The 13,563-nt window shown below is 49.3% G+C and carries 13 protein-coding genes; 8 read left to right on the top strand and 5 right to left on the bottom strand.

Annotation, left to right across the window (positions count from 1 at the left end; genetic code table 11):
* Positions 1-17: 17 nt before the first annotated feature.
* Complete coding sequence (recG, locus tag RBH92_RS06110; protein ID WP_307933934.1) at positions 18-2,057, bottom strand: ATP-dependent DNA helicase RecG; 2,040 nt, start codon at positions 2,055-2,057, stop codon at positions 18-20.
* 42 nt (positions 2,058-2,099) lie between these two features.
* Positions 2,100-2,489 (bottom strand): RidA family protein, encoded by a 390-nt coding sequence (locus RBH92_RS06105; protein ID WP_292923320.1) that lies wholly within the window; start codon positions 2,487-2,489, stop codon positions 2,100-2,102.
* A gap of 157 nt (positions 2,490-2,646) precedes the next feature.
* On the opposite strand from RBH92_RS06105, the gene murA reads away from it, so the two are divergent.
* On the top strand, positions 2,647-3,900 hold the full coding sequence (gene murA / locus RBH92_RS06100; RefSeq protein ID WP_307933720.1) for a UDP-N-acetylglucosamine 1-carboxyvinyltransferase: 1,254 nt from the start codon (positions 2,647-2,649) through the stop codon (positions 3,898-3,900).
* Positions 3,901-3,970: 70 nt separating this feature from the next.
* Here the strand turns inward: murA and RBH92_RS06095 are convergent, their stop codons facing one another.
* Positions 3,971-4,585, bottom strand: coding sequence for a hypothetical protein (locus tag RBH92_RS06095; RefSeq protein ID WP_292923316.1), 615 nt, complete (start codon positions 4,583-4,585; stop codon positions 3,971-3,973).
* Between the two features lie 261 nt (positions 4,586-4,846).
* Here RBH92_RS06095 and argH point away from each other — a divergent pair, with 261 nt between their 5' ends.
* The 6 genes from argH (at position 4,847) to htpX (ending at position 11,647) form a co-directional block, all read left to right on the top strand.
* On the top strand, positions 4,847-6,253 hold the full coding sequence (gene argH, locus RBH92_RS06090) for an argininosuccinate lyase (RefSeq protein WP_307933933.1): 1,407 nt from the start codon (positions 4,847-4,849) through the stop codon (positions 6,251-6,253).
* Positions 6,246-7,130: a fructosamine kinase family protein gene (locus RBH92_RS06085; RefSeq protein ID WP_307933719.1), complete on the top strand. Its 885-nt coding sequence runs from the start codon at positions 6,246-6,248 to the stop codon at positions 7,128-7,130. Before argH ends, RBH92_RS06085 begins: the two co-directional genes overlap by 8 nt.
* Positions 7,131-7,215: 85 nt before the next feature.
* On the top strand, positions 7,216-8,892 hold the full coding sequence (gene pyrG, locus RBH92_RS06080; protein WP_307933718.1) for a CTP synthase: 1,677 nt from the start codon (positions 7,216-7,218) through the stop codon (positions 8,890-8,892).
* Positions 8,893-8,996: 104 nt separating this feature from the next.
* Positions 8,997-10,280, top strand: a complete 1,284-nt coding sequence (eno, locus tag RBH92_RS06075) for a phosphopyruvate hydratase (protein WP_307933717.1) — start codon at positions 8,997-8,999, stop codon at positions 10,278-10,280.
* Positions 10,277-10,609, top strand: coding sequence for a cell division protein FtsB (gene ftsB, locus RBH92_RS06070; RefSeq protein WP_292923308.1), 333 nt, complete (start codon positions 10,277-10,279; stop codon positions 10,607-10,609). Before eno ends, ftsB begins: the two co-directional genes overlap by 4 nt.
* Before the next feature lie 156 nt (positions 10,610-10,765).
* Complete coding sequence (gene htpX / locus RBH92_RS06065) at positions 10,766-11,647, top strand: protease HtpX (RefSeq protein WP_307933716.1); 882 nt, start codon at positions 10,766-10,768, stop codon at positions 11,645-11,647.
* Positions 11,648-11,768: 121 nt separating this feature from the next.
* On the opposite strand, the gene RBH92_RS06060 is transcribed toward htpX, so the two are convergent.
* Together RBH92_RS06060 and RBH92_RS14965 are read right to left on the bottom strand one after the other, a co-directional pair.
* Entirely contained in the window at positions 11,769-12,113 is a 345-nt protein-coding gene (locus tag RBH92_RS06060; RefSeq protein WP_307933715.1) for an exosortase system-associated protein, TIGR04073 family, read from the bottom strand.
* 194 nt (positions 12,114-12,307) lie between these two features.
* Complete coding sequence (locus RBH92_RS14965) at positions 12,308-12,469, bottom strand: hypothetical protein (protein WP_374049966.1); 162 nt, start codon at positions 12,467-12,469, stop codon at positions 12,308-12,310.
* Positions 12,470-12,623: 154 nt separating this feature from the next.
* Here RBH92_RS14965 and phoB point away from each other — a divergent pair, with 154 nt between their 5' ends.
* Entirely contained in the window at positions 12,624-13,346 is a 723-nt protein-coding gene (gene phoB, locus RBH92_RS06055) for a phosphate regulon transcriptional regulator PhoB (protein WP_307933714.1), read from the top strand.
* Positions 13,347-13,563 lie beyond the last annotated feature (217 nt).

Below are 13,563 nucleotides of genomic sequence, written 5' to 3'. Positions count from 1 at the left end.
CACCTTTTCGTAAATTTTTATACCCGCAAATATTGGCTTTTATCGCCCAACCAACGATCAATGTGTTGTTGCGCCAATTCCGGATAATGATCGAGCATTTCATTTGCGGTAGCTTGCGCGGCTTCCAGTAAATCGCCATCTTGCTCAAGATCGGCAAAGCGCAGCATTGGCACACCGCTCTGCTTGGCGCCGAGGAATTCGCCGGGGCCACGCAACTGCAAATCCTGGCGGGCAATTTCAAAACCATCGGAATGCTCAAAAATGATTCGCAATCGTTGACGCGCCACTTCCGACAAGGGTTGCTGGAATAACAAGATGCAGATACTGGCCTCGGCTCCGCGGCCTACGCGCCCGCGTAATTGATGCAACTGCGATAACCCCATGCGCTCGGCATTCTCAATCACCATTAACGATGCATTGAGCACATCGACACCCACTTCGATCACCGTTGTCGCGACCAGCAGCTGAATAGCGCCTCGCTTAAACAGATCCATCACCTCGGTTTTCTCTTGCGGAGACAAGCGCCCGTGCACCAATCCGACAGTCAAATGCGGAAATTCCGCAGTTAGATTTGCATAGGTGGCTTCCGCGGTTTGCAACTGCAAAACTTCCGATTCCTCAATCAACGGGCACACCCAATATACCTGTTTGCCTTGTGAACAGGCTTGCTGTATCCGCGCGATAACTTCATCGCGGCGGTTGTCCGCGATCAACTTAGTCACTACCGGCGACCGGCCGGGCGGCAACTCATCGATAATCGAAACGTCCAGATCGGCGAAATAGCTCATCGACAACGTACGTGGAATCGGCGTCGCGCTCATCATCAACTGATGCGGCACTTGCTCAGACTGCGCGCCCTTCATCCGTAATGCCAAGCGTTGCTGCACACCAAACCGGTGCTGTTCGTCGATAATGGCGAGTCCCAATTGCTGAAACAACACCTGGTCTTGAAACAATGCATGAGTTCCCACGGCCATTTGCGCCACCCCGGTTGAAATTTCATCCAGCGCTTCCTGCTTTTGTTTCTTTTTCTGACTTCCCGATAGCCAGGCAGTTCGTATTCCCAGGGGATCAAACCATGTAGACAACTTTCGGAAATGCTGTTCGGCAAGAATTTCGGTCGGCGCCATGATCGCCGCTTGAAACCCATTCTCAATCGCCTGTAGCGCAGCCAGCGCAGCCACGATGGTTTTACCGCTACCAACATCGCCTTGCAATAAGCGTTGCATCGGATACGGCGCGGCCAAATCACGGCTGATTTCATCAAACACCCTGATTTGCGCGGCTGTCAACCTGAAAGCCAGCCGCTCCAGTAGTTTAGCAGCCGATTGATTTTTGGGCGCCAGTACCGGCGCGCTGCATTGACGCCGCTGCCGGTAATGCAATCGCATCGATAATTGCTGCGCCAGCAATTCATCAAATTTGATGCGCCGCCAGGATGGGTGCGTCCGGTTTTGTAATGATCCGATTGATACATCCGGCGCAGGATGATGCAGATTGATCACACTCGCGCTGAAACCAGCCAGTTGATAATGTTTGATCACCGTATCCGGTACGGTTTCAGTCAACATTTTTGTTTGTCCGGCATTCTGCAGCATTTGTCCGATGAGTTTTACCAGCGTCTTCTGCGGCAATCCCGCCGTAACCGGATATACCGGTGTCATCGTATCAGCGAGCGGCTCGCTTACAGACACGATGCGGCATTTGGGATGAACCATTTCCATCCCATGATAACCGTGGCGGATCTCGCCCAGCAACCGTACACGCTTTCCTACCGCGTAAGTCTTGATTTGACTGCCATAGAAATTCAGATAGCGCATCACCAAGACACCGCTGCCATCTTCGATTTGACACACTAATTGCCTTCGCGGGCGCGTCACCACTTCGTTATGAATGATCACCCCTTCGACTTGCACGATTTGTCCGGCCGGCGCATCCGCAATCGGAAACAAATGTGTTTCGTCTTCGTACCGGATCGGCAAATGCAAAATCAAATCCCATTCCGTGCGGATGCCTAAACGTGATAATTTTTCCTGCACGCCGGGGCTTATGTGCATCGCATCATCAACCGACACTGCCAACGCAATGAAGCTAATCGCTTAGTCGGATAGTACCATCACCGCATCCATTTCCACCAATGCGCCACGCGGCAAAGCTTTGACGCCTACCGCCGCACGCGCCGGATACGGCTGCGAGAAATGACCGGCCATGATTTCGTTTACCAGCGCAAAATTATCCAGATCGGTTAAAAAAATATTCAACTTGACGACATCGCCCAAGCTGCCGCCGCTTGCTTTCGCCACCGCTTTCAGATTGGAAAATACTTGCTGGATCTGCGCTTCAATCCCTTCCGCCATTTGCATGCTGACCGGATCCAATCCGATCTGACCGGACAAATAAACCGTGTCCCCCTTACTGACCCGGACTGCTTGTGAGTATGTGCCAATCGCTTGGGGCGCATCGTTGGTATGGATAATTTGCTTCGTCATTTTTTCTCCTGTCCTGGTGAATGTATTCGGCTTTTTTTGCTATAGTTGCCGCTTGCACACATTGTAAGCTGTATAAACTACGCTATTATGATGCAGTGAACTCAGGTACATTTCAACCAAGCCGGAATTTTTCGAGCTTTTACTCAATTTCCAAGCCATGCAGAAACTGATTATCCAAGGCGGATTGCCATTACAAGGGGAAGTATCGATTTCGGGTGCAAAAAATGCAGCCTTACCGGTGTTATGTGCAGCGTTGCTGACAGCGGAAACACTGACGGTAAAGAATGTGCCGGCGCTTCAGGATATCGCCACCATGCTGTCATTGCTCAAGCAAATGGGCACAACCGTAATTACCCCGTGCGCATCCGAAGTTTCACTTTCCGCTGCAACTTTGACGAATTTGATTGCACCATATGAAATGGTTAAAACCATGCGCGCTGCAATTTTGGTGCTCGGCCCTCTGCTGGCTCGCGCCGGCGAAGCCAATATTTCATTACCGGGCGGATGCGCCATCGGCTTGCGTCCGGTCGATCAGCACATCAAAGGTTTGCAGGCCATGGGCGCGGAAATTCAGATCAAACATGGTTACATCCATGCAGTCGCGAACAAACTGCACGGCGCGCGTATCGTTTTCGATATTGTCACCGTCACCGGCACCGAAAATCTGATGATGGCGGCTACTTTAGCAGCGGGCACGACGATCCTGGAAAACGCCGCGCGGGAGCCGGAAATTGTCGATCTGGCCAATTGTCTGAAAGCAATGGGGGCAAAAATTCATGGGGCAGGCACCGACATTATTACGATCGAAGGTGTATCTTCATTGCACGGCGCCGAACATACGGTCATGCCGGACCGGATCGAGACCGGTACCTTTCTGGTCGCCGCCACCGCCACCGGCGGTGAAATTCACCTAAAAAACACCGGAGCGCATATGCTGGATGCCGTTCTGGACAAATTGACAGAAGCCGGCGCTTGCATCAATTCCGCGGAAGATTGGATTCATCTGAGCATGCAAACCAAGCCGAAATCGGTGAATGTGCGCACAGCACCCTACCCCGCGTTTCCAACCGATATGCAAGCGCAATTTATGTCATTGAACTGCATTGCCGATGGCACCGCTATCATCACCGAAACCATTTTTGAGAACCGGCTGATGCATGTGCAGGAATTAAAACGCATGAACGCCAATATCGAAGTCGAAGGCAACGCCGCCATTATTTGCGGCATCCCGCAATTGGATGGGGCGTATGTCATGGCAACCGATTTACGCGCTTCTGCAAGTCTCGTCATCGCCGGTTTGGTTGCCCAAGGCGAAACGGTCATTGACCGGATCTATCACTTGGATCGCGGTTATGAAAATATCGAGGGAAAATTATCCGCTTTAGGTGCGCACATCCGGCGCATTCAATAAAAAAGGCCTTTGTTCACACAAAGGCCCTTCATCTGACTGCAACTGGAAAATTAAACGCAACGCATGTCGCTTAAAACTTCGGTTGTTTGTAACTGACCACCACCGTGGCTATTTTTTTGTTCAGTCCCATCACCGGAACAACCAGAATCTTTTTGCCTTCGACGTCGGAACGAAGCGTAATCTTTTGAAGATTCAAAATTTCTTTAGGGTAGATCTCCACGCCTTTGGTTTCTTCCAAGCGCTTATCGGTTGATACCAACAATTGCCCGTCTTCACCGATCAAGACGACCCGTTCCGTGTCTTTCATTTTGACGATTTCGCTCAGATATTGATCGATTTGATCGACATTATTACGAATCAACTCACCACGCACCGCCCAAGACAAGACCTGGCCAAATCGCTCTTCTTCCTTGACATATTGTTGATCGGCATATTCGCGGGCTTGCTGGGTAATCAGCACACGCTCGTTTTCGAGTTTTTTCGCCATATCCGATTCCACCTTACTGACCGCAATGGTTTTCCACACCAGCAACACAACGATAATGCCAATCAGAATTGCAGCATGCTTGGCGGGTAATTGCATCGTCGGAATTTTAGCCAGCCACTCAAATTTGGCGCTTAGTAACGAAAATAATGTTTCAGCTTTCGATTGTTGATTCGGGTTTTGTTTGTTGTAATCCGTCATGGATGACTCCTTGTGTTATGGGTAGCAGATATAAAGCTCGATTATCCATGAATCCTCAGATCAGGAAAAGTAGCGCACGCCAAATAGATGCGCGGTCTGATGTTGCTTTTGTTATTTATGCATCAAAATCGCGCCAAACACGCAAATATCGCAAACCCGCTCAATTATTTCGCCAGCATTTATGATTTATAATGCAGCATCCACGATTAGGGCGCCGCCAACCGGAGATCCAGCAATACAATGAATAACGATAAGAAAGATATGGAAGATAGCAACAAAACCTGGTCAGGACGTTTCAGTGAGCCAGTGTCAGAGTTGGTAAAACGCTATACCGCCTCCGTGAATTTTGATCAGCGATTGGCTGAGTACGACATCCAAGGTTCACTGGCACATGCGCAAATGCTGTCCGAACAAGGCATTATCAGCAGCGGCGACTTCCATGCCATCCAACAAGGCTTGCAACAAATACTTGAAGAGATACGAAACCGGCAATTCCCCTGGCTGCTGGAACTGGAAGACGTTCACTTGAATATCGAGAAACGCTTGACGGCTTTGATTGGCGATGCCGGTAAGCGATTGCACACCGGCCGCTCGCGCAACGACCAGGTTGCTACCGATATCCGCCTGTTTTTACGCACCGCGATCGATCACATCATTCAACTCATAAAAGCCATGCAACAGGCTATCGTCGATCTGGCGGAACAGCATCTGCACACGGTGATGCCGGGCTTTACTCACCTGCAAGTCGCGCAACCGGTTTCTTTCGGACACCATTTGATGGCGTATTTCGAAATGCTGAAGCGCGACACCGAACGCCTGGCCGATTGCCGCAAACGCGTGAATCAGTTGCCGCTGGGCGCTGCCGCACTGGCCGGCACCAGCTATCCGATCAACCGGGAACGGGCCGCGCAATTATTGGATTTTGAAAGCGTTTGCCAAAATTCGCTGGATGCCGTCTCGGATCGTGATTTCGCCATTGAATTCAGCGCTTGTGCGGCTTTGATCATGACGCATTTATCCCGCATGTCGGAAGAATTGATCATTTGGATGAACCCATCGTTCGGTTTTATTCAACTGGCCGACCGTTTCTGCACCGGCTCATCGATCATGCCGCAGAAAAAAAATCCGGATGTTCCCGAACTGGTGCGCGGCAAAACCGGGCGTGTCAACGGCCATTTGATCGCATTATTGACACTGATGAAAGCGCAACCGTTGGCTTACAATAAAGACAACCAGGAAGATAAAGAGCCGCTCTTTGATACCGTCGACACCCTGACCGATACGCTCCGGATTTACGCCGATATGCTCGGCGGCGTTGAAGTCAATCAGGCGGCTATGCGTGCATCGGCTTTACGCGGCTACGCCACCGCAACGGATTTAGCCGATTATCTGGTGAAAAAAGGGATTCCATTCCGCGATGCGCATGAAATCGTTGCTCAAGCGGTGCAATACGCGGAACGCAAGGGATGTGATCTCGGCAAGCTCGAATTACCGGAGCTGCAAGCATTCTCCCCTCAGATTCAAGCCGATATTTTCGCCGTTCTAACGCTTGAAGGATCGATGCAAAGCCGCAATCACACTGGCGGCACAGCACCGGAGCAAGTGCAAATCGCGATTCAGCAAGCCAAAAAATGGTTAACAGCGGATCCTGACTCGTCGCGTGCATAACTGGCTCGGCATCAGCACTCAGATTTCCGCGGTCTTAGGAAAGACTTTCACCATTCAGGAATCTGACCCGATCGGTGGCGGTTGCATCAATCAGACTTATCGAGTCAGCGACGGCAGGTTTCACTTTTTCGTCAAGCTAAACTCACCCCGTAACCTTCCCATGTTTGAAGCGGAATCGGCGGGACTTCAGGAAATCCTGCAATCCGGCACGATTCGTGTACCGCAGCCTGTCTGTCACGGAAAAGACGGGCAAAATGCGTGGCTGGTATTGGAGTATCTCAATCTCAACAAGGGTGCCAACAGTCATGGATCCGATTTTGGGGAACAACTTGCCGCCCTGCACCGCATCACTTCCCCGCAGTTTGGCTGGCACCGCGACAACACCTTGGGCACTACGCCGCAAATAAACACAGTTTGCGCGGATTGGACCGAATTCTGGCGGAAGCAGCGCCTGGGCTATCAATTGGATTTGGCCAAGAGCAATGGATTTAATGGAAAATTGCAACAACTCGGGGAACAATTGCTAGTAAATCTGGAGAAATTTTTTTCCGGCGCAGCGCCATTGCCTTCATTGCTACACGGCGACCTCTGGAGCGGCAATTACGCCTATGACGGCGACGGTAATCCGGTAATATTCGATCCGGCCGTCTATTACGGTGACCGCGAAGCGGATCTTGCCATGACCGAATTATTCGGTGGCTTCCCGCCCGATTTTTATTCTGCGTACCGCTATAATTATCCTTTGGATTCCGGTTATAATATCCGCAAAAGTGTGTACAACTTATACCACATCCTCAATCATTTGAATCTTTTCGGCGGCAATTATCTTTATCAATCTGAACAAATGATGAGTCGATTACTTGCAGAAATTCGCTAATGCACATTGATCACATTGCTGATTTATACGAAATATAATGCTTTGCTTCTGTTCCTATGAACTCTTCAAGGTACGATAATCACTTATGACCAAATATGTCTTTGTGACCGGCGGTGTTGTCTCTTCACTTGGTAAAGGGATTGCTGCCGCGTCCCTCGCGGCATTGCTTGAATCACGCGGACTCAAAGTCACCATGCTCAAACTGGATCCTTATATCAATGTCGATCCCGGCACCATGAGTCCGTTCCAGCATGGCGAAGTATTCGTCACCGAAGACGGCGCTGAAACCGACCTTGATTTAGGGCACTATGAGCGTTTTATCAGCACGCGCATGACCCGGCATAATAACTTCACCACCGGGCAAATCTACGAAAGCGTAATCCGCAAAGAGCGCCGTGGCGATTACCTTGGCGGAACCGTGCAGGTGATCCCGCATATTACCGATGAAATCAAGCGCTATATTCAAATGGGCGTTGGTGATGCGCAAGTCGCAATCATCGAGATCGGCGGCACGGTGGGCGACATCGAGTCGCTTCCTTTTCTCGAAGCGATCCGGCAAATGGCCGTTCAGAATCCGCGTACCGACACCTGTTTCATCCACCTCACATTACTCCCTTACATCGGTTCGGCCGGCGAATTAAAAACCAAGCCGACGCAGCATTCCGTTAAGGAATTACGTGAAATCGGCATTCAACCGGATGTTTTGCTATGCCGTTCCGATCGCGAAGTTCCCAAAGAAGAACGCCGGAAAATCGCGTTGTTTACCAACGTGCAAGAAGAAGCCGTCATTTCCGTAATCGACGTTGACAGCATCTATAAAATCCCTGCTTTGCTGCACGAGCAAATGCTCGATGAAATCATTTGCCACAAATTGAATATCCTGGCCAAACCGGCTGACTTAAGCGTTTGGAAGAAATTGGTATACGCCCTGGAACATCCGAAACATAACGTAACGATCGCCATCGTCGGTAAATATGTCGATTTGACAGAATCGTACAAATCCCTGTCGGAAGCGCTGATTCATGCCGGCATTCATACCAATAGCCGGATCAAAATTGTCTATATCGATTCCGAAGCAATCGAAAAAGACGGTACCGATTGCCTGCAAAATATGGATGCGGTCCTGGTGCCGGGCGGCTTTGGCAAACGCGGCGTTGAAGGAAAAATCATGGCGATTCATTACGCGCGCACTCACCGGATTCCCTATTTAGGCATTTGCTTGGGAATGCAACTGGCCGTGGTGGAATATGCTCGTAACGAAACCGGCATGATCGGCGCGCATAGCACCGAATTTAACCCGGAAACCCCATTCCCGGTCATCGGCTTGATTACCGAATGGCGAACACGTGACGGTCAGATCGAAATCCGCGACGAGAATTCCGACATCGGCGGCAGTATGCGGCTTGGCGGGCAAGAATGCCTGCTGAAAAAACATTCACTCGCTTGGGAAACCTATGGCGCAGACCATATCATTGAGCGTCATCGTCATCGGTATGAAGTCAATAGCTTTTATATTCCAAAATTGGAAAAAGCGGGACTTTGTGTCAGCGGTTTATCCAAAGAAGAACATTTGTGCGAAATGATAGAATTGCCGGAAGCCGTGCACCCCTGGTTTCTTGGTTGTCAATTTCATCCTGAATTCACCTCCACGCCTCGCTTAGGCCATCCGCTCTTTAAATCTTACGTGCAAGCAGCAATTAATTATTCCCATCAACACCAACATACCGAAGATGAAAAAATTCATGTAGTCCGCAACAGCTAAATAATTCAGAAAAAAGGGTTTATTCCCAAGAACGATCAACCCGCTGATCGATTATCATAAGTGATTAACCAACTAATAACAGCAAAGAACAGGAAGAAAGTAGCATGAGTGCAATCGTAGAAGTCATCGGCCGTGAAATCTTGGATTCTCGCGGCAACCCCACCATTGAAGCAGACGTCGTGCTGGAATCCGGCGTTATCGGCCGCGCATCCGTCCCCTCCGGGGCATCGGTTGGAACGCGGGAGGCCGTTGAATTACGCGATGACGATCCGCAGCGCTACTCGGGCAAGGGCGTGCTCAAGGCGGTTAATAACGTCAATACCGAGATTTCGGAAGCTTTGATGGGGCTTGACGCTATCGATCAGCGTTTTATCGATCACGAACTCATCCGGCTCGATGGTACCGAAAACAAATCAAGACTCGGTGCAAATGCGATTCTGGCAGTATCGTTAGCAGTGGCAAAAGCCGCCGCGGAAGATTGCAATCTTCCGCTTTACCGTTATCTGGGCGGTGCCGCCTCGATGTCGATGCCGGTGCCGTTGATGAATCTGATCAACGGTGGCGCGCATGCCAACAACAACATCAATATGCAGGAATTCATGGTGGTGCCGTTGGGGATTCCTGATTTCCGCGATGCAATCCGTTGCGGCGCGGAGGTTTTCAGTACCCTGAAGAAATTAATCAACAGTAAAAACATGCCGACGACTGTCGGCGATGAAGGCGGCTTTGCGCCCAACCTGGATAACAACGAAGCCGCACTGCAATTGATCGTGCAAGCGATTGATCAAGCCGGCTATCAGCCCGGCAAGGAAGTCGCCATCGGCATCGATTGCGCCAGTTCGGAGTTTTATCATGACGGAAAATACCATTTGGCGTCGGATGGATTGCATCTGACCTCGGCGCAATTCGCCGACTATCTCGCATCATGGGTCGACAAATATCCGATCATCACCATTGAAGACGGTATGAGCGAACATGACTGGGATGGCTGGGAATTGCTAACTGAGAAATTAGGTAAAACCATCCAGCTTGTTGGTGATGATGTGTTTGTTACCAATGCAAAAATTCTACAAGAAGGCATTAAACGCGGCATTGCCAATTCCATTCTGATCAAGGTCAATCAAATCGGCACGCTGACCGAAACGTTTGCCGCCATTGAGATGGCGAAATGCGCCGGTTATACCGCGGTCATTTCCCATCGTTCCGGAGAAACCGAAGACAATACCATTGCCGATATCGCGGTAGCCACCAACGCGCTACAAATCAAAACCGGTTCACTATCCCGCTCCGACCGGCTCGCAAAATACAATCAGTTATTGCGAATCGAAGAGGAACTGGGTGATGGCGCCAGATACGCCGGCCGGAGCGCATTTTATCAACTCAAATGAAGCTGCTGAGTTTCCTGTTATTGTTATTGATCGTTGCACTGCAATATCCATTATGGTTTGGTAAAGCAAGCTGGCTCAAAGTCATGCAAGTTGAGCAGGAAGTCGCAACCGCTCATGCCAATAATCTGGCGCTGCAAGACCGTAACAACAAGCTTGAGGCGGAAGTCAATGACCTGAAACAAGGATTGGAAGCCATTGAAGAACGGGCGCGCAGCGACCTTGGCATGATCAAGGAAGGCGAGATCCTTTTTCATATCGTCAAAAACAGCGCCAACACTCCGCAGTCTGGCGCCACACAGCCGCTTTCCTCTGAACTCTTCAAAAATTAGACGACCTAAATGTGCAGGCCGGTTGAGAGCCGGTGTTTTATTGCAAGCAACTTGGTTCCGGTAATTTTAATACCATGCTGCTTGAAAAATAGCTGACTGATCACATATCGGCATCATCCGTATTTTGTGCTTTTCTAGATATTTAGGAGCAAAACAATGAAAAGAATATTTCTCTTTTTGGCAACGAACTTAGCGATTGTTGTTGTTTTAAGCATCACATTGCGCTTATTAGGTTTTGAAAGAATCCTGGATGAGCAAGGCGCCGGACTGGATATTAATTCACTGCTCGTATTCGCCGCGGTTTTCGGCTTTGGCGGCTCATTCATGTCGCTGGCGATGTCCAAGTGGACCGCCAAACGTTTTACCGGTGCGCAAGTCATCGAGATTCCAAGAAATGCGCAAGAACATTGGTTACTCAGTACGGTACAGCGTCAAGCGAAAATGGCTGGAATCGGCATGCCGGAAGTAGCCATCTACCCAGCACCGGATGTCAATGCGTTTGCCACCGGCATGTCACGAAACGATGCCTTGGTTGCGGTCAGCGCCGGGCTATTACACAACATGAGCCAGGATGAAGCGGAAGCCGTACTAGCGCATGAAGTCAGTCACATCGCAAACGGCGACATGGTGACATTGGCGCTCATCCAAGGCGTGGTCAATACCTTCGTGATCTTCCTCTCACGTGTGGTCGGCCATACCATTGACCGCGCGGTATTCAAGAATGAGGAAGGCCATGGACCGGCTTTTTGGGTAACCACGATTATTGCTGAAATCGTTCTTGGCATTCTGGCCAGTATTATTGTCATGTGGTTCAGCCGCCAACGCGAATTCCGCGCCGATGCAGGCGGTGCAAGTTTGGCGGGTAGAGAAAAAATGATCGCTGCGTTGCAGCGCCTGCAACGGGTACATGAGCAAGCGGCTTTGCCCGATCAGTTGGCTGCTTTTGGAATTTCCGGCGGCAGCAACGGCTTGATGAGGTTATTCATGTCACATCCACCGCTGGAAGAAAGAATTGCTGCACTGCAAGCTCAGCGCTAATCCAGGCAATTTCAATTAACGCCATGCTAAAAAAATGACCTTCTGTCATCGATCAGAAGGTCATTTTTGTTAATCCGTTTTTTGTAACAAACCGTCAATTATCCGTTGTCACAATTCCGCATCAATAGGAAGTCTCTCTGGAAAAATCTTCCCATACGTAAGGCGGATTCACGGATGGTTTCAAAGGAAGCCAGAATGTCGCAACATCCAATCCGCCAACCAGCGTGCGTCCGACAGTATGCATAAGACCGGTCGCCAAACCAACCGTAATGCCATAGACCGGCCCGTCTCTTTGGCCTGTTAACGCAATATTCTTGGGCAACTCCACCCACCCAGTGGCAACATTTGCAATTCCACTTACAAATCTTTCACCCGAGTTATTGAAATAACTATCTTGGGCAACTGCATGAGACGAGAAAAGGAAAAATACTGCAAGCACCAAAGATAATTTAACAATGTTTCTCATCAAAACCCCCTTTGTACAGTTTTAAAATTAAATTTCTGTCTGTAACGACTAACTCGCAGAAATCACTGAAAGTTTACCTTGTCATTTTTAAACAGACAATTTTAATTTAACCGGCACTTGTTGAATTCAACAAAAAAACTGAGGATTTAGGCTTTGATTTGATTTAACTTGGCGGATCCGAGTAATAAGCACAACTAAATTGCGACGATCAATGCACAACCGATGCACTTGTTCTGCCTTGTAATTGCGCTTGCCGCAATTTCGTTGCGACTCCCGGCTTTATTTGTCGACGCCGATCTGCCGATCAGCTTCGCAATCTCCTGTTGCGCGTGCTCTGCTTTCTTTAAACTGTAAATCTGGTATCTTTCCGTTTCGGCCAGTTGTTTGCTTCATTTGCCATTTTCCTTTTGCGAGTTAAGCGGTCAAATTCCACAACTGATCCCTTAACTTTGAATCTGGAAATTGCACTTATTACTCGAATCCATCATTAATTACAAACCGGGATTTCTCATGGCAGCAAGAATACTGATCGTGGAAGATGAAGCGGCTATTCTGGAATTAATTATTTTTAACGTGCAGCAAGCAGGTTTTGAAACAATCCGGGCAGAAAATGCCGAACAGGCTATGGTAGTGATTAATGATTCGCTGCCGGATTTAATTTTGCTCGATTGGATGCTTCCCGGCATGAGCGGAATTGAGCTAGCGCGGGTGTTGCGGCGTAATGAACGTACACGTTTAATTCCGATCATCATGTTGACGGCCCGCGTGCAAGAGGCAGATAAAGTATCGGGATTGGAAATTGGTGCGGATGATTACATTACCAAGCCTTTTTCTCCGCGCGAGTTAATCGCGCGAATTAATGCCGTACTCCGCCGGATGGTTCCTGAAGCTTCTGAAGAAGTTATCGAAATTAAAGGATTGCGGCTCGATCCGTCCCATCATCGGGTGACTGCGAATAATCGCGAGATAGAATTGGGCCCGACGGAGTATCGTCTATTGCACTTCCTGATGGCACATACCGGCCGTGTCTATTCCCGCAGTCAATTGCTGGATCGGGTATGGGGCGACCATGTGTTTATCGAAGAACGAACAGTCGATGTGCATATCCGGCGGTTACGTAAAACGCTGCAAATAACCGGGATGGATAATTGGATACAGACTGTCAGAAGCGCTGGCTATCGATTCTCGGTTGTGTCCGAGATGCCGGAGAAAGATTCTGATGAAGAAATTTAAAAGCCGCATTGTGATTTTGTAGTATTTACTTTAGGAAATGCTGATTAATTCAACGAATAAGATGAGGCACGAGGCGAACGGAACGCAGCAACCGAGACCTATCAACAAAATCGGCGAAGATGCGAGTATCGCGCATTGATGCGATTCGCTCATGCAGCCAATTAATCAGCGTTCCCTTTATAAACAATCCAATAGGTTTTTTATTGTGCCTAACAAC

Origin of the sequence: Nitrosomonas sp. sh817 (assembly GCF_030908545.1) — a bacterium.
GTDB lineage: Bacteria > Pseudomonadota > Gammaproteobacteria > Burkholderiales > Nitrosomonadaceae > Nitrosomonas.
The sequence above is the reverse complement of the archived record's forward strand: the minus strand, read 5'-3'. Positions and strand labels throughout refer to the sequence as shown.